This is a genomic window from Arthrobacter halodurans, from assembly GCF_041877255.1.
GTDB classification, from domain to species: Bacteria; Actinomycetota; Actinomycetes; order Actinomycetales; family Micrococcaceae; genus Arthrobacter_N; species Arthrobacter_N halodurans.
Window position 1 is genome coordinate 201,411 of record NZ_JBHDLJ010000001.1, and the last position, 18,809, is coordinate 220,219.

The window sequence follows — 18,809 nt, forward strand, 5'->3', positions numbered from 1 at the left end:
CTTCCCGACTTGCATCTCATATAATGAGACGGCAGTATCATCCTATGGACACTTCTAGCGGCGTCGGCGTCATCGACAAGGCGGCCATGGTGCTCGATTCCCTCGAGGCCGGCCCCACCACCCTGGCCCAGCTCGTCGCGGCCACGGGGCTGTCGCGCCCCACGGTGCACCGGCTGGCGCAGGCGCTGGTCCACCACCGGCTGGTGGGCAAGGACATGCACGGACGCTTCGTGCTGGGCAGCCGCCTGGTGGAACTCGCGTCCGCGGCCGGGGAGGACCGGATGATCGCGGCCGCGGGTCCGCTGCTGCTCCAGTTGCGGGACGCGACCGGCGAAAGCTCCCAGGTGTTCCGGCGCCAGGGCGACTTCCGGGTCTGCGTCGCCTCGGCCGAGCGGCCCGTGGGACTGCGCGACACGATCCCCGTGGGGACCCAGCTGTCCATGAAGGCCGGCTCGGCGGCGCAGGTCCTGCTCGCCTGGGAGGACCACGAACGACTGCTGGAGGGCCTGGGCAACGCGCGCTTCACCCCGACCATCCTGGCGGGCGTGCGCCGCCGGGGCTGGGCGCAGAGCCTGGGCGAGCGCGAGCCCGGGGTGGCGTCGGTCTCGGCGCCCGTCCGCGGGCCCTCCGGACGCGTCATCGCCGCCGTGTCCATCTCCGGGCCGATCGAGCGCCTGACGCGCCAGCCGGGCCGCGTGCACTCGGAGGTCGTCTGCCGCACCGCCGCCGCGCTGACCGAGGCGCTGAAGAAGGGCGGCGACTAGAACCCGGCCGGGCCGGGACCCGCGCCTTCGGGACCGCCGGCTCAGGATTCTTCGAAGTGGTCCCAGCCGGCCTCGAGGACGGGGCGGCCACCGAGCCGCAGCGTCCCCGTGCCCGCGACGCACGACCCGATGACCGCGAAGCCGTCGGGCACGGTCGCCGCGGCGTCGAAGCAGGCCAGCAGGCCGAAATCCTCTCCCCCGGTCACGACCCACTCCAGCGGATCCGCGCCGAGCGCCTCGGCCGCGGGAGCCAGCCGCCGCGCCGCCGTCTCCAGCGCGGCGGGGTCCAGTTCCACGTCGACGCCGCTGGCGCGGGCCAGGCGCGGCACGTCCCGCGCGAGCCCGTCCGAGAGGTCCATCATCGCCGTGGCCCCCGCGGCGGCCGCCCGCGGGCCGGCGTCGAGCGGCGGATGCGGGCGGCACTGCGCCCGCACCAGTTCCCGCAGCGCCGCGTCCGGCCCGACCGGCAGATCCGGCCCGTCCGGCAGGTCCAGCCCGTCCGGCAGGTCCGGCCCGTCCAGCGCGACGGACGACTCCAGCAGCGCGAGCCCGGCCGCCGCGGCGCCCAGGCGGCCGCAGACGGCGACGGCGTCCCCCGGCCGGGCGCCGGAACGCAGGACCGGCGCCCGCCCCTCGAGGTCGCCGGTCACGGCCGTCGTGGCCGAGATCTCCCGTCCGCGCCCGAGGTCGCCGCCGGCCACCGCGCAACGGTGCGCGCCGAGGCCGCGGACCGCCGCGGCGAAACCGTCGGCGAAGTCCTCGACCCAACTCACCGGCGTCGCGGCGGGCAGCGTCAGGCTGATGACGGCGGACGTCGCGACCGCGCCCATGGCGTTGACGTCGGACAGGTTCTGGGCGGCGGCCTTCCAGCCGACGTCGAATCCCGACGCCGGGTGGCCGCTCGCCCACTCGAGGCGGAAATCCTGGTCCTGGACCAGCGTGTCCACCGTGATCGCGAAGCACCCGTCCGGCGCCGCCACGAGGGCGGCATCGTCCCCCGGTCCCAGCAGCGCGGGGGCCCCGGCGAGGCGCGGCAGGATCCGCGCCAGCACGCCGGCCTCGCCGAGGGCGCCGACGGTGGGACCACCGTTCCCCCGGGGCGAGCCCGGTCCGCGCCCGGCCTCAGCCACGGGCGGCGGCCAGCGCGCGGACGAAGTCGTTGTGGCGCCCGATCTCGGCGGCGACGGGTTCGACGATCCGCCGGCGCGCCACGGCAGCCACCGCCGACGTCAGCCGCCGCCGGGCCGCCGCCGCGCGTGCCTTCGCCGCCAGCCGGGCGAGGAGCCCCGTCGCCAGCCCCAGCACCATTCCCAGCAGGACGCCCCCGGCCAGCATGAGGGTCGGCACCGGCACACCCTCGACGAGGGGAACCGCCGGGACGCCCAGCTGGAGGTAGCCCAGGACGAAGAGGAAGCCCAGCCAGCCGGCGCCGACCAGCGCGCATGCCAGGGCGATCCACTGGACCACGCCGACGACGGGCCACCACCACGAGCCCCGGCCCGCGCCGATGTCCGTCCGGGCGATGGCCTGGTCCAGGTCGTCCGGGAGCGTGTCCGCGGAACCCCGGGCCGCGCGGCGGATGGACCCGCGCCACGCCTCGGGTGCACCCGCGCTCGCCTCGTCGGCGAAGGCCCGCACGGCGCCGTCGGACTGCGCCCGTTGCGCCGCCCCCGGGGGCGGCAGCGACGTCCGGTTGACCGCCGGGTTCACGTCGCGGCTGCGCAGGTTGAGCCGCCGCAGCGGGTCGGGGCGCAGGCGTCCGAGCCAGCGCGTCACGGGCCAGCCCGTGCGACCGCGGGCGCCGATCCGGTAGGACCGTTCGACGGCGGAGGCCACCGTGTCCACCCCCGCCGCCTGGGCGAGGTGTGTCGCGAGCCTCCGTTCGGCGTCGCGCCCGGGGGGCGCCAGCGCCGTCGTGCCCGTGCCCGCGGCCAGCTGCCCGGCCGCGTCGGCGACGTCGGCGGCGAGCCGCCGGGTGGCGGCCGAACGCTCCCCGGCGATGCCGGCGATGGCCGCCCGCACCTCGTCCACGCCGCTGCCGGTCGCGGCGGAGGCGGGCAGGATGCGGACCTCCCCCAGCCCGTCGTCCGCGAGGATCCGGCGCAGGGAGTCCACCACCGGCTCCACGCTGTCGGCGGGCAACCGGTCGATCTGGTTGAGGACCACCAGGGTGACGGCGCCGTGGGAGGACAACGGCCGGATGAAGTCGTCGTGCACGGCGGCGTCGGCGTACTTTTGGGGATCCAGGACCCATACCAGGACGTCGACCTGCCCGGAGAGGCGCCGGACGATGTCGCGGTGCTCCAGCGCGGTGGAGTCGAAGTCGGGGAGATCCAGGAGGATCAGGCCGCCGGGCTCCTCGCGGCCGCCGCGCAGCCACCCGGTCTTGCGCCCCGCGGACAGGGGGCCTCCGAGCTCGTGGCGCTCGGCGACCTCGAGCCAGTCGAGCAGCTCCGCGCTGCCCGCCGGGCCCCACACCGCGGCGAGCGGCGCGGCCGTCGTGGGGCGGGTCGCCGCCGCGCGGGCCCACCGCTCCCCGGTGACGGCGTTGAAAAGGGTCGACTTGCCGCTGCCGGTCGCCCCGAAGAAGCCGACGACGGTGTGCTCGGCGCTCAGCGAGCGGCGGGCCGAGGCGCGCTCGAGCACGGCCAGCGCACGCGCGTGGGCCGCCTCGGGGACCCGCCCCTCGCCCAATTCGCGCGCCCTCTCCAGCGCCTCCAACCGGGCGACGATCGGCGAGGCCGCCGTGGCCGCGGCGCGCCGGCTCACGCGGCGTCCCCGGCGGCGAGCCGGGCGAGGTCGCGGGCGTGGCGGCGCAGGAGGTCCGGGTGCGCGCGGTCGCCGGGTCCCCCGAGCCGGTCCAGATACCTGCGGCTGTCCTCCGCCAGCAGGTCGCGGCACCGCTCGTCCAGCAGCTCCCGGGCCCGCTGGGCCAGCCGGCGCACCGCGTCCTCGCCGAAGATCGCCTCCAGGACCTTCTGGCCCACGATCGCCGATCCGCCGGCGATGCCGACCTCGAGCCCCGTGAGCCCGGCGGTCGACGCGAACACCACCACCATCAGCGCGACGGCCACGCCGTTGACCCCGAAGGACACCATGCGCGCGGTGAAGCGCTTGCCCTCGCCCTCGGTGCGGATCAGCTCCATGAGGTCCCCCTGCCAGGCGCGGATCTCGGACGCGGCGCGCTCGGAGAAGCCCTCCCCGGGGGCGGCGAGATCGTCCGTCGCCAGAAGCCCGCGGCCCGCGGGATCGGCGCGCCAGCGGGCATCCGACTCCTCGGCCGCGCGCGCGGTCTCGTCCACGACGACGGCGTGGAGCCCGGTCTCGATGGCCTCCTCGACCGTCTCCACGGGCTGCGGTCGGCCGGAGAAGAAGGCGCCGACCCGGTCGCGCAGCCGCCCGATCCCGGACTCGAGGGACCGGAAGAACTCGCCGGTGCCCACGAAGTCCTGCCATCGGGCCAGCACCTCGCCGCGCAGCAGCGTCCCATCGCGCGTCGCGGAGCCGATGCGCTCCGCGGCCTGGGCATACGCCGCGGCGACGTCGCCGCGCAACCGGTCGCCGGCGTCGTGCTGGTCCTCCTCGGCGTCGGCGACGCGCTCGATCGTCGCACCGAGCTGGCGCACCACGCCGTGGAGCGTGCGGCGGGCCAGGGCCGCGCGCGCCGCCGCGTCGCCGGCCAGCCGCTCGAGCCACCCGCGCAGGGGTTCGACGGCGGCGGGCGGCAGCATCCCGGCGGCGTCCAGTCCCGTCTCCGGGACGACGAAGAGCTCGGCCCCGCCGAGTCCCTGGCGCCCGAGCATGGACCGGAGGTCCGCCGAGACCTCGTCCTCGACGCCGGCGGGGACGCGGTCCAGCACCACGGCCACCGTGATCTCCCGGGCGGCCGCCTCGCGGAGCAGCTTCCACGGCACGGCGTCGGCGTAGCGGTTCGCCGTGGTGACGAACAGCCACAGGTCGGCGGCGGCGAGCAGCTGCCGCGCGAGGCGCCGGTTGTCGTCCGAGACGGAGTCGATGTCCGGCGCGTCGAGCAGCGAGATTCCGGGCGGGACCGCGTCCTCGGCGAGCATGACCAGCGAGGTCACGGCCCCGGCCTCCGGCTCGGTGCCCCCCGCGTTGGCGGGGGTCCGGGCGGGATCGGCCCGGCGACCGGTGACGCGGGTCATGCCCGGGAGGATCCGCTGGTCGGCGAACCATCCGGCCTCCGAGGGGTGGTGCAGCAGGATCGGCTGGCGCGTGGTGGGGCGGATCGCGCCGGCCCGCGTGACGGGGTGGCCGACCAGGGCGTTCACGAGCGTGGACTTGCCCGCGCCGGTGGACCCTCCGACGACGGCGAGCAGGGGGGCCTCGAGGCTGCGGTATCGCGGCAGGACATAGTCGTCGAGCTGGGCGGCGGCCGCGCGGACGGCCTCCCGCCCCTCGGCCGCGCCCGGGACCTCGAGCGGCAGTGCGGTCCCCAGCAGGGCCGCCCGGGCGTCCTCCAACACGCCGACGGCGGCGGGTGCGGATTCCGGCGGCGGGTTCTCGTCGTGGTGTCTCATCCCCTCCATCATGCCAAAGAAGACACGCCGGACCGGCGCCGCGCACGGAACGCGGGGTTGGCGCGGTGCCGGGGCATTGGCGCAAGGCCGCGGGTTAATGCGGAAAAGGCCCCGGACCGAAGTCCGGGGCCATTCGCACGTGGTGACCCCAGCGGGATTCGAACCCGCGTTACCGCCGTGAGAGGGCAGCGTACTAGGCCGCTATACGATGGGGCCGCATAGCTTGCACCGTTTTCAGGCTGATGCCGCCTCGTTCTCGCGAACAGTGACCCCAGCGGGATTCGAACCCGCGTTACCGCCGTGAGAGGGCAGCGTACTAGGCCGCTATACGATGGGGCCGTAGCTTGCCGCGGATGGCTCCGACGGCAATGCCGGTTTCCGCGGATTCCGCGTCAACCGTAGCGCTGGGATACCAGGACTCGAACCTAGAATGACGGTACCAGAAACCGTTGTGTTGCCAATTACACCATATCCCAATGGTCTTCGGCGTCCCGGTCGGAATCCTTGCGGACCGCTTCCCGGCGCCTCAGCACGAGTAATTACTGTACCCGACCCCCCGCGCAATTCCAAAATCGGCGGTTCGCGCGGGACCCCGCACGATTCCGGACAGCTCGGCCAGCGTCGAGATTGCGTGGTGGGCCTCCGCGGCGGTGGGGGACGGGTGCGCCGCCCTCCGGTCCAGGAGCACGGCGATCAGGCCGGCGTCGCGCGCCCCGCGGACGTCGTTGACCGGGTTGTCGCCCACGTAGGCCGTGTGCTCGGGCTTCGTGCCCAGCATCCGCGCGCCCGCCCGGAACGGCCGCGGGTCCGGCTTGGGCGCCCCCGCGGTGTCGGAGCCGACCAGCACTGCGATGCGCCCCAAGCCGGAGAGGTCCAGCTTGGCCCGCTGGTAGTCGTGGACGTTGTTCGTCACGGCCCCGTAGGGCAAGCCGATGCGGTCCAGCTCGTCGAGACAGGGGTGGACGTCGTCGAACGGCCTCCACGCGGCCCGCATGGCCGACTCGTAGCCGTCGTTCCACGCGGCGAGTTCCGCCTCGTCCAGCACAGGACCACCGACCTGGGCGTACGCGTGCCGGAGCCTGCCGAGCCGCTGCTCGCGGAACGAAAGTTCGCCGGTCATGTACCGCTCGTAGAGGCCCGGGGCGTCCTCGGCGAAGCCGTCCGCGGCGCGCCGCCGGTCGGCGTCGGGAACTCCCGCCAAGTGCCCGCCCGCGAGCCGCAGGAACCCGTTGCGCGCGGCGGTCGCCAGGTCGATCAGCGTGTCGTCGATGTCGAAGAGGACACCCGCGACCGGCCCACGCCCGCCGGCGGTCACAGCGTGTCGATGTCGAGCCGGAAGGCCTTCAGGCGGGCCAGCGTGGACTCGCGGCCCAGGATGACCATCGATTCGAAGAGCGGCGGGGAGATGCGCTTCCCGGAGATCCCCGTGCGGAGGGGACCGAAGGCGAGGCGCGGCTTGATGCCCATGCCCTCGATCAGCGCCGCCCGCAGCGCGGCCTGGATCGCCTCCGCGTCCCACTGCCCGAGTTCCGTCAGGACGGCGATGGAGGCGTCCAGGACCTCGTCGGTGTTGCCCGGCAGTCCCTTGAGCGCGTCCTGCTGGACGACGATGTCGGCGTCGGGGCGGAACAGGAACTCGAGCATGTCCGGCGCCTCGCCGAGCAGCGTGATCCGCTCGTGGACCAGCGGGGCGGCCTCGGTCAGGATGCGCTCCTGCTCCGGCGTGAGGGTCTCCCCCACCAGGTGCGCGTGGCGCAGGTACGGGACCAGACGGTCGCGGAAGTCCGCCGGGTCCAGCATGCGCACGTGGGATCCGTTGATGGCCTCGGCCTTCTTGAGGTCGAAGCGCGCCGGATTGGACAGGACGTGCCGCACGTCGAACGCCTCGACGAGCTGCTCCCGGGTGAAGACGTCCTCGTCGGCGGAGAGGCTCCACCCCAGCAGGGACAGGTAGTTCAGCAGGCCCTCGGGGATGAACCCGCGGTCGCGGTGGAGGAAGAGGCTGGACTCCGGGTCGCGCTTGGAGAGCTTCTTGTTGCCCTGCCCCATGACGTACGGCAGGTGCCCGAACAGCGGCATGTGGGCCGCGACCCCGACGTCGATCAGCGCGCGGTACAGCGCGATCTGGCGCGGTGTCGAGGACAGCAGGTCCTCGCCGCGCAGGACGTGCGTGATGCCCATGAGGGCGTCGTCGACCGGATTCACCAGCGTGTACAGCGGCTTGCCGTTGGCGCGGACCACCGCGAAGTCGGGGACCGACCCGGCGCGGAACGTGATCTCCCCGCGGACCAGGTCCGTGAAGGCGATGTCCTCGTCGGGCATGCGCAGGCGCAGGACGGGCTCGCGGCCCTCCGAGCGGAACGCGGCGGCCTCCTCCGCGGAGAGCCCGCGGTCGTGGTTGTCGTAACCCAGCTTCGGGTCCCGGCCGGCGGCCCGGTGGCGGGCCTCGACCTCCTCGGGCGTGGAGAACGACTCGTAGAGGTGTCCCGCGCCCTTCAGCCGGTCGATCGCGTCCTGGTACAGGTCCGCGCGCTGCGACTGCCGGTAGGGCTCGTGGGGTCCGCCGACGTTGATGCCCTCGTCCCAGTCGATGCCGAGCCAGCCGAGGGCCTCCAGGAGCTGGTGGTAGCTTTCCTCGCTGTCGCGCGCGGCGTCCGTGTCCTCGATGCGGAACACCAGCTTGCCCCCGGTGTGCCGGGCGTAGGCCCAGTTGAAGAGGGCCGTGCGGACGAGGCCGACGTGCGGGGTGCCGGTCGGCGACGGGCAGAAGCGCACGCGGACGGGCGTCTCGGCGGTGACAGTGGGGATCTGGGATGCGTCAGTCATGATGCCCCGATTCTAGTACGGGGCGCGCGGGCCGCCTCACCCGCGGCCGGTGCCGCGGCGTCCGCGTGAGGCCGCCAGGACGAGGCGCACGAAGAGCGCGAGGGCGCAGGCGATGGCCGCGGCCAGCAGCACGGCCGTCACCGGGGCCGGCCAGTCCGCGCGCCCGGAGATTCGCGCGGCCGCGGCCAGGACGACGGTCGCGAGAACCAGTCCCACGGCACGGCGGCGCACCCGGGGGCCGGGCGGTCCCCCCGGGCGCCGCATCGCGGGCCTAGGACCGGAACGTGTTGGAGAGCGTCCCGATGCCCTCTATCTCGACCTCGAAGCGCTGGCCCTCGCGGACCAGGCCGACGCCGGCGGGGGTCCCGGTCAGGAGGACGTCGCCCGGCAGCAGCGTGAAGGCCTGCGACGCGTAGGCCACGAGGTCCGCGACGCTCCAGATCATCAGGTCGGTGCTCCCGTCCTGGACTGTGGCGCCGTCGAGCCGTCCGGTGATCCGCAGGTCCTCGACGTCGAGGTCGGTCTCGATCCACGGGCCGATCGGGCAGGACCCGTCCCAGCCCTTGGCGCGCGCCCACTGCCCGTCCGTCCGCTGCGCGTCGCGCGCCGTGAGGTCGTTCGCGCAGGTGTAGCCGAAGATCACCTCGGCCGCCTTGTCCGCGGGGACGTCCTTGCAGATGCGGCCGATGACCACCGCCAGCTCGGCCTCGTAGGAGACCTCGTCGGAGAACGCCGGCAGGGTGACGGGGTCGCCGGGCCCGACCACCGAGGTGTTGGGCTTGAGGAACATCAGCGGGGAGGCCGGGACCTCGTTGCCCAGCTCGCGGGCGTGCTCGGCGTACGTGCGGCCGAAGCCGACGACCTTCGAGCGCGGGATGATCGGCGCCAGCAGCCGCACGTCCTCCAGCGGATGGCGCGCACCCGTGGGCTTGACGCCCTGGAAGAACGGGTCGCCGGCGATCACCGCCACCTCGTCGCCCTCCACCACGCCGTACAGGGGGTCACCGTCAAGAACAAACCGAGCAATACGCATGGTCTACAGCCTAGTGGAGGCGGGCCCCCCGGCGTCGCCGCGCGGTCGGGGATAGCCCTCGGGGTTCTCGGACTGCCAGCGCCAGACGTCCACGACCATGTCCTCCAGTCCGCGCTCCGACTTCCAGCCCAGCTCCTCGCGGGCCAGCGTGGGGTCGGCCCAGTAGGCGGGCAGGTCCCCCGGCCGGCGCGCGGCGACCTCGTAGGGGATCTCCCGCCCGGCGGCGCGTCCGAACGCCCGGACGACGTCCAGCACGGACGATCCGGTGCCGCTGCCGAGGTTCCACGCGTGCAGTCCCCCGTGGCCCGCGAGGTACTCGAGCGCGGCGAGGTGGCCGGCGGCGAGGTCGACGACGTGGATGTAGTCCCGCACGCCGGTCCCGTCCGCCGTCGGGTAGTCGTCGCCGTAGACGGTGAGGCGCTCCCGGCGCCCGACGGCCACCTGCGCGACGAACGGCATCAGGTTGTTGGGGACGCCCCGGGGATCCTCGCCGATCCTGCCGGAGGCGTGGGCACCGACCGGGTTGAAGTAGCGGAGCTTGGCGATGGACCAGCGGGGGTCGGCGGCGGCGAGGTCGTCGAGCATGTGCTCGATGTGCATCTTCGTCCGGCCGTAGGGATTGACGGCGTCCAGCGGGAGATCCTCGGTGTACTCCACGACCCCGCCGGCCTCCCCGTAGACCGTCGCGGAGGAGCTGAACACGATCGTGCGCACGTCCGCGACCCCCATGGCCTCCAAGAGGTTCAGTGTGCCGACCACGTTGTTGCGGTAGTACCGCAGCGGTTCGGCGGAGGACTCCCCGACCGCCTTGAGGCCGGCGAAGTGGATCACCGCGTCGGGGGCGCTCAGCTCCACGACGCCGCGGAGTGCGTCGGTGTCCAGGAGGTCGGCCTCGTGCAGCGTCGCGGACCGCCCGGCCAGCTCCGCCACCCGGCGCAGCGCCTCGGGCGACGAGTTGCTGAGGTTGTCCAGCACGTGGACGTCGTGCCCCTCCTCCAGCAGCTGGAGGACGGTGTGGGACCCGATGTAGCCGGCGCCGCCGGTGACGAGAATGCGCATGGCCCCCAGTCTAGGAGACGGGGGGCCATGCGCCGCGGATGCCGGTGCGCGCGGTGCTAGGCCAGGCGGGTGAGCCAGCCGTGAGTGTCCTCGACCGTGCCGGTCTGGATGCCCAAGAGCTCGGCGCGGATGCCCATGGCGACGGAGTCCGGTCCCGGGGCGGGGCACGCGATGGAACCCTCGGCGGTCTTCAGCTCGCCGATCGGGGTGATGACGGCGGCGGTGCCGCAGGCGAACACCTCGGTGAGCGTGCCGTCGGCCGCCGCGTCGCGCCACTCGTCGATGGTGATCTTGCGTTCCTGCACCGTCAGCCCGCGGTCCCGGGCCAGCTGCAGGACGGAGGACCGGGTCACACCATGCAGGATGGTGCCGTTCAGGGCGGGCGTGACCAGGGTGCCGTCGGCGAAGACGAAGAAGACGTTCATGCCGCCGAGCTCCTCGACGGCGTTGTCGTTGAAGGGGTCCAGGAAGAGGACCTGCTTGCAGCCGTGGGACTCCGCCTCGATCTGCGCGGCCAGCGAGGCCGCGTAGTTGCCGCCGCACTTCGCCTCGCCGGTGCCGCCGCGGCCCGCGCGGGCGTACGTCGTGGAGAGCCAGATCGAGACCGGCTTGAGCTCGCCGCCGAAGTAGTTGCCGGCCGGGGACGCGATGACGCGGTAGGAGACCTCCCGGGAGGGCCGCACGCCGAGGAAGGCCTCGGTGGCGATCATGAAGGGACGCAGGTACAGCGCCTCGCCGTCGCCGGACGGCACCCATGCCTTGTCGACGGAGACCAGCCGGCGCAGAGACTCGATGAAGTCCGCCTCGGGCAGCTCGGGCAGGGCCAGGCGGACGGCGGACTTGTTGAAGCGCTCCGCGTTGGCCTCCGGACGGAACGTCCACACGGATCCGTCGGCGTGGCGGTAGGCCTTGAGTCCCTCGAAGATCTCCTGGCCGTAGTGCAGGACGGCGGAGGCGGGGTCCATGGCGATCGGCCCGTAGGGCTCGACGCGGGCGTCGTGCCAGCCGCCCTTCCCCTCGGCGTCCTGCGTCCAGTCGATGACGGCGGTGTGGTCGGTGAAATGGTCGCCGAATCCCGGGTTCGCCAGGATCTCGGCGCGCTGTTCCGCGCTCTTGGGGTGGGTGGAGAGCTGCTGGGAGAATTCCATGGTGCCGGCGCACTTCCTCTTCGACGTACGGCGGTGGCGCGCCGTGTGCGCGCCCCCGAGGCGGCCCCGCGGGGCCAGTTCAGCTTATGACACGCCCAACGCTATTGCATCGCCGATCTCGGCGGTGGCGCGGGCGTCGGTCAGTTCCGCGCGGGAGGCCAGATCGGCCTCGACCGCGGCCTCGATGCGGCGCGCGGCCGCGGGGAGCCCCACGTGCTCCAGCAGCAGCGCCGCGGAGAGGATGGCGGCCGTCGGGTCGGCCTTCTGCTGGCCGGCGATGTCCGGGGCCGAGCCGTGCACCGGTTCGAACATCGACGGCGCGGTGCGGTCCATGTTGAGGTTGCCGGAGGCCGCCAGCCCGATTCCGCCGGTGACGGCGCCGGCCAGGTCGGTGAGGATGTCGCCGAAGAGGTTGTCCGTGACGATCACGTCGAAGCGCGACGGGTCGGTCACCAGGTGGATCGTCGCCGCGTCCACGTGCATGTAGTCGTGCTCGACGCCCGGGAACTCGGCGGCCACCGCCTCGACGGTGCGGCGCCAGAGGTGTCCGGCGTGGACCAGCACGTTGTGCTTGTGGACCAGCGTCAGCTTCCGGCGCGGCCGCGCGGCGGCCCGCGCGAACGCGTCGCGCACCACGCGCTCGACACCGTGCGCCGTGTTCACGGAGACCTCCGTCGCGATCTCGTGGACCGTGCCCACGCGCAGCGCCCCCCCGTTGCCGACGTAGGGACCCTCGGTCCCCTCGCGGACGACGACGAAGTCGACCTCCCCCGGCGCGGCGAGCGGGCTCGGGACGCCCGGGAAGAGCCGCGAGGGACGCAGGTTCACGAAGTGGTCGAGCGCGAAGCGCAGTTTGAGCAGCATCTCGCGCTCGATGAGCCCCGACGGCACGCGGGTGTCCCCGGGCGCGGCCCCGACGGCTCCGAAGAGGATGGCGTCGTGCCGGCGCAGCGCCGCCAGCGTCTCGTCGGGCAGCGTCTCCCCCGTCTCGAGCCAGTGCGCCGCGCCGAGCCGGTACTCCGTGAGGATCAGGCGCACGTCCTCGTCCTCGGTGGCGCGCTTGAGGACCTTGACGGCCTCGGCGATCACCTCCGGTCCGATTCCGTCTCCGGGGATGATGGCGAGGTCGATGGTTGCGCTCATGCCTCCACGGTAGGCCGCCGTCCACATCATGAACAAACCGTCTCACCATATGAGAAGGGTTTCCGGAGGGGCAGGTGTTGTGCGAGCGCCCGGTGGCGCCCAACGAGGCCGGTCCACCGACGAGACGCGGCGGCGGAACATCGCGCTCGGCGTCGCCGCACGCGGTCATCCCACGGCATGACGCGTCCGGCGGGCGGGCGAACGTACGATGGAGCGCATGACCCCGCACCGCGACCTGGACCGTTGGCTGCGGGCGAACCCGGCGGCGGTCGACCGCGCGGTCGCCGGTGCGCTTTTCGTCGTCGCGGCGCTCGTCCCCTTCGTCGTCGGCCTGTTTCCCCACCCCGCGGCGTTCCTGCTGGTGACCTCGCTGCAGACGCTCCCGCTCGCCTGGCGCCGGTCGCGCCCGGCGCTCGCGGCGGCCCTCGTCGCGGCCGGCTCCCTGGGGCAGCTGGCCGTGGTGGACACGTACCTCCCGTCGCAGGTGGCGGTGCCGCTCGTGGTCCACGCGCTGGCCACCCACGGGCGGCGCCGCGAGTCCTTCGCGGGCCTCGGCCTGGGACTGGCGGGGGCCGTCCTGGCCACGGCCCGCTACGGCACGGTCGGCGGCTCGGCCACCGCGCAATCGCTCGCGCTCAGCTTCCTGGGCCTCAGCCTGATCGTCGTGGTGGCCTGGACCCTCGGCGATCTGGCGCGCACCCGCCGCCTGGCCCTGCGGGCCCTCGAGGACCGCGCGCGCCGGCTCGAGGTGGAACGCCAGCAGGAGCGCGACCTCGCCGCGGCCGACGAGCGCAGCCACATCGCCCGCGAGATGCACGACATCGTGGCGCACTCCCTGTCCGTCATCATCACCCAGGCCGACGGCGCGCGCTACGCCAGCGCCCGTGACCCCGAGGTGGCCCGGCACACCTTGGCCACCATCTCCGAGGCCGGGCGGGGGTCGCTGCGCGAGATGCGGCGGCTGCTCGGGGTCCTCCGCGGCGACGAGGCCGCGTCCACCCGGCCCCTGCCCACGCTCGCCGACCTGCCGGACCTGCTGGAGTCCACGCGACGCACCGGGCTCGACGTGCGCGCCACGCTGGGCGGGCGGCCCCGCCGTCCGCTGCCCGCCGGCGCGGAGCTCACCGCCTACCGGGCGGTGCAGGAGGGCCTCACGAACGTCGTCAAGCACGCGGGCCCCGCGGCGCGCGCCACCGTCGCCCTCAATTGGACCGGGGCGGGCCTCGAGGCCTCCGTCACCGACGACGGGCGCGGGGCGGCCGCCGACGGCCCGCGGGGCCGGGCTGCCGGACGCCCCGGCGCGTACGACGGCGGACCCCCCTCCGCCCACGCCGGCGGCCAGGGGCTGCGCGGCATGGCGGAGCGGGTGGCGCTGTACGACGGCGCCGCCAGCAGCGGACCCCTCGCTGGCGGGGGCTTCGCCGCACGCATCTTCATCCCCTACACGGAGGACTAATGGACACCACCGGCGCTCCCGCCCCCGCCCCGATCCGCGTCGGCCTCGTCGACGACCAGCTGCTCGTGCGCAGCGGCTTCCGCATGCTGGTGAACTCGCAGGCGGACCTCGAGGTCGTCGCCGAGGCCGCCAACGGCCGGGAGGCCTTGGGATCGGCCGCGCTGCGGGGGGCCGACGTCGTGCTGATGGACGTGCGCATGCCCGAACTCGACGGCATCGCCACCACCGAGCGCCTGCTCGGCGCGGGCCCGGCGGGCCCGCGCGTCATCGTGCTCACGACCTTCGACCTCGACGAGTACGCGCTGTCCGCGATCCAGGCCGGCGCCAGCGGCTTCCTGCTCAAGGATGCGCCGCCGGACGAGCTCCTCGAGGCGATCCGCACGGTGCACCGCGGAGACGCCGTGATCGCCCCGTCCACGACGCGGCGGCTGCTGGAGCACGTGGCGCCGATGCTGCGCCGCCCGACGCCCGAGTCCTCCGTCCACGCCGTTCGCGTCGCCTCGCTCACGCCGCGCGAGCGCGAGGTGTTTGAGCTGATCGCCCGCGGCCGGTCCAACCCGGAGATCGCCGCGGGCCTGTACCTGTCCGAGGCGACCGTCAAGACGCACGTCGGGCGGATCCTGTCCAAGCTCGGGGCGCGCGACCGCGTCCAGGCCGTGCTGATCGCCTATTCCACCGGCGTCGTCGCGCCCTGACGCCGAGCGGGGCCATACCGCGGGGTCATACCGCGGGATGACCCCGCGCGGCGGAAGAGCCCCCGTTCGGCTGATGCCCGCGCGCGGGTGCCGTCCGTAGCGTGGTGCCCATGACCATCACCCAACACCCTTCCACGCGCACGCTCGCCGTCGCGGCCGCCGGCCTGACCAAGACCTACGGAAGCGGGGGCACCCGCGTGGAGGCCCTCCGCGGGGTCGACGTCGGGTTCGAGGCCGGGCGCTTCACCGCCATCATGGGCCCCTCCGGCTCCGGCAAGTCGACGCTGATGCACTGCCTCGCGGGACTCGATACCGCCACCGCGGGCTCCATCCGGGTCGGCGGCCGCGAGATCACCACGCTCGACGACAACGAGCTGACCCGCCTGCGCCGGGACCAGATCGGCTTCGTCTTCCAGTCCTTCAACCTCGTCCCCACCCTGACCGCCGAACAGAACATCGTGCTGCCGCTCCAGCTGGCCGGCCGCACGCCCGAAGCCGCCTGGATGGGGCACGTCGTCGACGTGCTGGGCCTCGGGGACCGGCTCCGGCACAAGCCGCACGAGCTCTCCGGCGGACAGCAACAGCGCGTGGCGGTAGCCCGCGCCCTCCTGACCCGCCCCGACGTCGTCTTCGGCGACGAGCCCACGGGCAACCTGGACTCGCGGACGGGCGCCGAGGTCCTGTCCCTCCTCCGCCGCTCCTGCCGCGAGATGGGCCAGACCATCATCATGGTCACCCACGATCCCGTCGCCGCGACGTACGCGGACGAGGTGCTCCTCATGAGCGACGGCGCGCTCGTCGGGGCCCTCACCGACCCGACCGTCGAATCGGTCGCGGCCGCGCTGACCGGTCTGGGGGCGTAGCGATGCTGTCCCTGGCCCTGGCCAACCTCCGGACCTACGGGCGGCGCTTCGTCGCCGTCTGCCTCGCCGTGATGATCGGCACCGCCTTCCTCTCCGCCACCCTGATGGTCGGGGCCAGCGCGACGGCGTCGCTGCAGCGCAGCGTCGGGGCCTCCTACCAGAACGCCGACCTCGTGGCCACGGTGGACTGGGCCGCCGCCGACGCGGCGGCGACCGGGGACACCACGGCCGACGGCGACGGACCGTCCGCCGACGCCACCGTGCTCGGCGCGCGGGCCCTGGAGGCCGCGTCCGCGGTGCCCGGCGTCGCGGCGGGCTACGGCAGGATCCAGACCAGCGCGCGCGTACTCTCCGGCGATGACGGCGAGACGGCGCTGGTGGGCGGCTACGCCGCGGCGGAGGCCCTGCGCTCGGTCGTGGTGACCGCAGGCGTCCTGCCCGACGACGCGCGGGGCATCGCCCTCGATACGCGGCACGCGGCGGCCAGCGGCCTCGGGCTCGGGGACTCCGTGACCCTCGCCGCCCCGACCGCGGACGGGGAGGTCGGGCTCCCGGTGCGCATCACGGGCCTGACCGCCCCGAGCGACGATCCCGGAGCGGGCACCTACATGCAGGTCACGGCCGCGGATCCGCTCCTCGAGCGCATCCTCGGCGGCTTCCCCGACTACGGCCAGCTGCAGCTCCTGCTCGACGACGGCGCCGACCCCGCCATCGTGGTGCCGGCCGTGGCCGACGCCCTCACCGCGGCCGGCGTCGCCCATCCGGCCGTGCGGACCGCCCGGGAGCAGACCCTCGAGGACGTCGCCTCGCTCTCCGGCGGGCAGGACCAGCTGACCGTGGTGCTGCTGGTCTTCGCGCTGGTCGCCCTGGTGGTCACCGGGCTGGTCGTCACCAACACGTTCTCCGTCCTCGTGGCGCAGCGCACCCGGGAACTGGCGCTGCTGCGCGCCATCGGCGCCCGGCGCGCGCAGCTGCGCCGGGCCGTGCTCGCCGAGGCGCTGCTGGTCGGCCTGGCGTCCTCGGCGTTGGGCGTGCTGCTGGCCACGGGCGTCATGGCCGCCCTCGTCGCCGTCGTCGCCACGCTGCCCGGCAGCGGCTTCGCCGTGCTGGCGGTGCCGGGCGGCGCCGTCGCCGCCGGCATGGCCGCCGGAACGGCGATGACGCTCGTCGCCGCCTGGGTTCCGGCCCGCAACGCCACCCGCGTGGCACCGCTGGCGGCCCTGCGCCCCGCGGACCCCGCCGGCGCGGGCAACCGCCGCGGCCGGGTGCGGCTGGCGGCCGGCGCCCTCCTCACAGTCGTCGGCGCCGCGCTGCTGGGGATCGGGGCGGCAGGCGCGAACCTGCTCATCGCCTTCGCCGGCGGCGCGCTGTCCTTCCCCGGCGTCCTGCTGCTCGGGTCGCTGTTCCTTCCGCCGGCCGTGTCGGCCGCGGGCAGGCTGGCCCGGCCGGCGGGCGTACCGGGCCGCCTCGCGGCACTCAACGCCGTCCGCAACCCGGGCCGCACCACCGCGACCGCCTCGGCCCTGCTGATCGGGGTCACGCTGGTCTCGATGATGATGGTCGGCGCCCAGACTGCGAAGGCCAGCCTGGACGGCGCGCTGGCCTCGGAGTACCTGGTCGACGTGACGGTGGAGGGCTACGGCCGGGACACGCCGCTGGACTCCGGCGACGCCGAGGAGGTCCTGCGGGTCGACGGCGTGGCCGCGGCCGCCCTGCTGACCCCCGTCGGCACCGACGCCGGGGGGCTGCCGGTGTACGCCGCCGGCTCCGGCGACCTCGCCGCGGTGCTGAACGACGCGTCCCGCCTGCCGGGACCCGGCCAGGCGCTCGTCGCCCAGGACCACGACGGGGCGGAGGTCGACGTCGAGGGCCCGAACGGTTCGGCGACCTGGTCCGCGGTGCGGACCGGCAGCAACACGCTCCGCACGGTGACCACGACCGGCACCGCCGCCGCGCTGATGCCGGACGCCCCGGCGTCGCCGGCCCCCGCGGACGGCTCGGTCGGCGCAGTGCGGGGTGGTCCGGAGGACGCGCCGGAGACCTCACCGGTGCTCTGGATCAAGGCGGACGCGAATCTGGGCGCGGCGGCCGCCCGCGACCTCGGACGCGGGCTCGCGGCCGCGTTGGGCACGCAGGAGTACGCCGTGGGCGGGGGCCTGCTGGAGAAGCAGCTGTACGGCGAGGTCATCGACACCCTGCTGCTGGTGGTGACCGGCCTGCTCGCCGTCGCGGTGCTGATCGCGCTGATCGGGGTGGCCAACACGCTGAGTCTGTCGGTGCTGGAGCGCACCCGCGAGTCGTCCCTGCTGCGGGCGCTCGGGCTGACGCGCCGCCAGTTGCGGGGCATGCTCGCGCTGGAGGCGACGCTGGTCGCCGGGGTCGCCGCGCTGCTCGGCTGCGTGCTCGGCGCGGCCTACGGGATCCTCGGCGCGCAGTCCGCGTTGGGTTCCTTCGCCGCGCTGGCCGTGTCGCTGCCCTGGGCGCAGTTGGCCGGCGTCGTGCTGGTCGCCGTCCTGGCGGCCCTGGCGGCGTCGGTCATGCCGGCCCGCCGGGCGGCGCGCCTCTCCCCCGTGGAGGGTTTGGCCGCGGAGTAGCCCGCCGGGCGGCGGCGGCCCGGAGCCGCCGCCGCTACTGGTCGTCCGGCAGTGCGCGGACGGAGGACCCCGGGACCCACACCACGTCGCCGTGCTCGGCGTTGGCGCCGCGGGCGAGCGTGAAGAGGAGGGTGGACAGCCGGTTCAGGTAGCGGGCCGTCTCGGGATTGACGGCGTCCGGATGCCGTTCGACCGCGGCCCAGGCCGCCCGCTCGGCGCGGCGCACCGCGGCCCGGGCCTGGTAGAGCAGCGCGGCCGCGATCGTGCCGCCGGGCAGCACGAGGCCCTCGGGGGCGTTCGCCTGCTCCCGGTAGTGCCCGATCGCCCGGTCCAAGCGCTCGGTGTGTCCGGGCAGGATCCGGGCAGGCGGCCCGCCCGGCCCGGATGTCGGGACCGACAGGTCGGCGTTGAGGTCGAAGAGGTCGTTCTGCGTGCTCAGGAGCATCGACAGGATGTCCGCGGGCAGCCCGCCGCCCGCCATGGCCACGGCGATGGCGGCGTTGGCGGCGTCGCACTCCTCGACCGCCACCGCCCTGACGTCGTTCTTGGAGACGTCGCCGTGTCCGCCGAGGGCGATCCGGCCAGCGCCGCCCCCCTGGTCCGCCGGCTGATTTCCGCTGGCCGTTCCGGTGTTGTCCGTCATGGCCCAAACTATACTGAACCCAACATTCCCGGCGGGCGAAGGGC

16 protein-coding genes and 3 tRNA genes are annotated in these 18,809 nt (G+C 74.4%); 5 read left to right on the forward strand and 14 right to left on the reverse strand.

From position 1 onward, the window contains the following. The first annotated feature begins 44 nt into the window (after positions 1-44). Positions 45-764, forward strand: coding sequence for an IclR family transcriptional regulator (locus ACETWP_RS00930; protein WP_373970310.1), 720 nt, complete (start codon positions 45-47; stop codon positions 762-764). Positions 765-805: 41 nt separating this feature from the next. Here ACETWP_RS00930 and thiL read toward each other — a convergent pair whose 3' ends face one another. From thiL to ACETWP_RS00995, 13 genes are all read right to left on the reverse strand, one after another. Further along, entirely contained in the window at positions 806-1,894 is a 1,089-nt protein-coding gene (thiL, locus tag ACETWP_RS00935; protein WP_373970311.1) for a thiamine-phosphate kinase, read from the reverse strand. After that, a complete protein-coding gene (locus ACETWP_RS00940; protein ID WP_373970312.1) occupies positions 1,887-3,533 on the reverse strand; it encodes a GTPase family protein in 1,647 nt (548 codons plus the stop codon). Before ACETWP_RS00940 ends, thiL begins: the two co-directional genes overlap by 8 nt. Next, the gene (locus ACETWP_RS00945) at positions 3,530-5,305 is read right to left on the reverse strand and encodes a dynamin family protein (RefSeq protein WP_373970313.1); all 1,776 of its coding nucleotides are present in this window, start codon (positions 5,303-5,305) and stop codon (positions 3,530-3,532) included. Before ACETWP_RS00945 ends, ACETWP_RS00940 begins: the two co-directional genes overlap by 4 nt. 140 nt (positions 5,306-5,445) lie before the next feature. Further along, positions 5,446-5,521 (reverse strand) — tRNA-Glu (locus tag ACETWP_RS00950). Positions 5,522-5,571: 50 nt separating this feature from the next. Beyond that, positions 5,572-5,644: transfer RNA gene (locus ACETWP_RS00955), tRNA-Glu, on the reverse strand. Positions 5,645-5,709: 65 nt separating this feature from the next. Then, positions 5,710-5,781 (reverse strand) — tRNA-Gln (locus tag ACETWP_RS00960). Positions 5,782-5,831: 50 nt separating this feature from the next. Then, positions 5,832-6,620, reverse strand: a complete 789-nt coding sequence (locus tag ACETWP_RS00965; RefSeq protein WP_373970314.1) for an HAD family hydrolase — start codon at positions 6,618-6,620, stop codon at positions 5,832-5,834. Then, complete coding sequence (gene gltX / locus ACETWP_RS00970) at positions 6,617-8,131, reverse strand: glutamate--tRNA ligase (RefSeq protein ID WP_373970315.1); 1,515 nt, start codon at positions 8,129-8,131, stop codon at positions 6,617-6,619. The genes ACETWP_RS00965 and gltX overlap by 4 nt, the downstream gene beginning before the upstream one ends. A gap of 36 nt (positions 8,132-8,167) precedes the next feature. Beyond that, the gene (locus ACETWP_RS00975; protein WP_373970316.1) at positions 8,168-8,347 is read right to left on the reverse strand and encodes a hypothetical protein; all 180 of its coding nucleotides are present in this window, start codon (positions 8,345-8,347) and stop codon (positions 8,168-8,170) included. Between the two features lie 55 nt (positions 8,348-8,402). Next, positions 8,403-9,164: a fumarylacetoacetate hydrolase family protein gene (locus tag ACETWP_RS00980; RefSeq protein WP_373970317.1), complete on the reverse strand. Its 762-nt coding sequence runs from the start codon at positions 9,162-9,164 to the stop codon at positions 8,403-8,405. 3 nt (positions 9,165-9,167) lie between these two features. Continuing rightward, on the reverse strand, positions 9,168-10,223 hold the full coding sequence (gene galE / locus ACETWP_RS00985) for a UDP-glucose 4-epimerase GalE (protein WP_373970318.1): 1,056 nt from the start codon (positions 10,221-10,223) through the stop codon (positions 9,168-9,170). Positions 10,224-10,279: 56 nt separating this feature from the next. After that, complete coding sequence (locus ACETWP_RS00990; RefSeq protein ID WP_373970319.1) at positions 10,280-11,371, reverse strand: branched-chain amino acid aminotransferase; 1,092 nt, start codon at positions 11,369-11,371, stop codon at positions 10,280-10,282. Between the two features lie 84 nt (positions 11,372-11,455). Next, complete coding sequence (locus ACETWP_RS00995) at positions 11,456-12,514, reverse strand: 3-isopropylmalate dehydrogenase (protein ID WP_373970320.1); 1,059 nt, start codon at positions 12,512-12,514, stop codon at positions 11,456-11,458. A gap of 217 nt (positions 12,515-12,731) precedes the next feature. Between ACETWP_RS00995 and ACETWP_RS01000 the strand changes: the two genes are divergently transcribed. From ACETWP_RS01000 to ACETWP_RS01015, 4 genes are all read left to right on the forward strand, one after another. Then, a complete protein-coding gene (locus ACETWP_RS01000; protein ID WP_373970321.1) occupies positions 12,732-13,970 on the forward strand; it encodes a sensor histidine kinase in 1,239 nt (412 codons plus the stop codon). Next, complete coding sequence (locus ACETWP_RS01005; protein ID WP_373970322.1) at positions 13,970-14,665, forward strand: response regulator; 696 nt, start codon at positions 13,970-13,972, stop codon at positions 14,663-14,665. Before ACETWP_RS01000 ends, ACETWP_RS01005 begins: the two co-directional genes overlap by 1 nt. Before the next feature lie 110 nt (positions 14,666-14,775). Beyond that, complete coding sequence (locus ACETWP_RS01010) at positions 14,776-15,528, forward strand: ABC transporter ATP-binding protein (protein ID WP_373970323.1); 753 nt, start codon at positions 14,776-14,778, stop codon at positions 15,526-15,528. 2 nt (positions 15,529-15,530) lie between these two features. Next, positions 15,531-18,122, forward strand: coding sequence for an FtsX-like permease family protein (locus ACETWP_RS01015; protein WP_373970324.1), 2,592 nt, complete (start codon positions 15,531-15,533; stop codon positions 18,120-18,122). Between the two features lie 34 nt (positions 18,123-18,156). On the opposite strand, the gene ACETWP_RS01020 is transcribed toward ACETWP_RS01015, so the two are convergent. Then, positions 18,157-18,765 carry an ATP:cob(I)alamin adenosyltransferase gene (locus tag ACETWP_RS01020; RefSeq protein ID WP_373970325.1) on the reverse strand — a complete coding sequence of 203 codons (609 nt, stop codon included), beginning with the start codon at positions 18,763-18,765 and terminating at the stop codon, positions 18,157-18,159. Positions 18,766-18,809 lie beyond the last annotated feature (44 nt).

What these genes read in the sequence shown, in the direction of transcription:
- ACETWP_RS00930 (WP_373970310.1), top strand. Translation starts at nt 45, where the DNA reads ATGGACACTTCTAGCGGCGTCGGCGTCATCGACAAGGCGGCCATGGTG.
- ACETWP_RS00945 (WP_373970313.1), bottom strand. Translation starts at nt 5,305, where the DNA reads ATGAGACACCACGACGAGAACCCGCCGCCGGAATCCGCACCCGCCGCC.
- gltX (WP_373970315.1), bottom strand. Translation starts at nt 8,131, where the DNA reads ATGACTGACGCATCCCAGATCCCCACTGTCACCGCCGAGACGCCCGTC.
- ACETWP_RS00980 (WP_373970317.1), bottom strand. Translation starts at nt 9,164, where the DNA reads ATGCGTATTGCTCGGTTTGTTCTTGACGGTGACCCCCTGTACGGCGTG.
- galE (WP_373970318.1), bottom strand. Translation starts at nt 10,223, where the DNA reads ATGCGCATTCTCGTCACCGGCGGCGCCGGCTACATCGGGTCCCACACC.
- ACETWP_RS00990 (WP_373970319.1), bottom strand. Translation starts at nt 11,371, where the DNA reads ATGGAATTCTCCCAGCAGCTCTCCACCCACCCCAAGAGCGCGGAACAG.
- ACETWP_RS00995 (WP_373970320.1), bottom strand. Translation starts at nt 12,514, where the DNA reads ATGAGCGCAACCATCGACCTCGCCATCATCCCCGGAGACGGAATCGGA.
- ACETWP_RS01000 (WP_373970321.1), top strand. Translation starts at nt 12,732, where the DNA reads ATGACCCCGCACCGCGACCTGGACCGTTGGCTGCGGGCGAACCCGGCG.
- ACETWP_RS01005 (WP_373970322.1), top strand. Translation starts at nt 13,970, where the DNA reads ATGGACACCACCGGCGCTCCCGCCCCCGCCCCGATCCGCGTCGGCCTC.
- ACETWP_RS01010 (WP_373970323.1), top strand. Translation starts at nt 14,776, where the DNA reads ATGACCATCACCCAACACCCTTCCACGCGCACGCTCGCCGTCGCGGCC.
- ACETWP_RS01015 (WP_373970324.1), top strand. Translation starts at nt 15,531, where the DNA reads ATGCTGTCCCTGGCCCTGGCCAACCTCCGGACCTACGGGCGGCGCTTC.
- ACETWP_RS01020 (WP_373970325.1), bottom strand. Translation starts at nt 18,765, where the DNA reads ATGACGGACAACACCGGAACGGCCAGCGGAAATCAGCCGGCGGACCAG.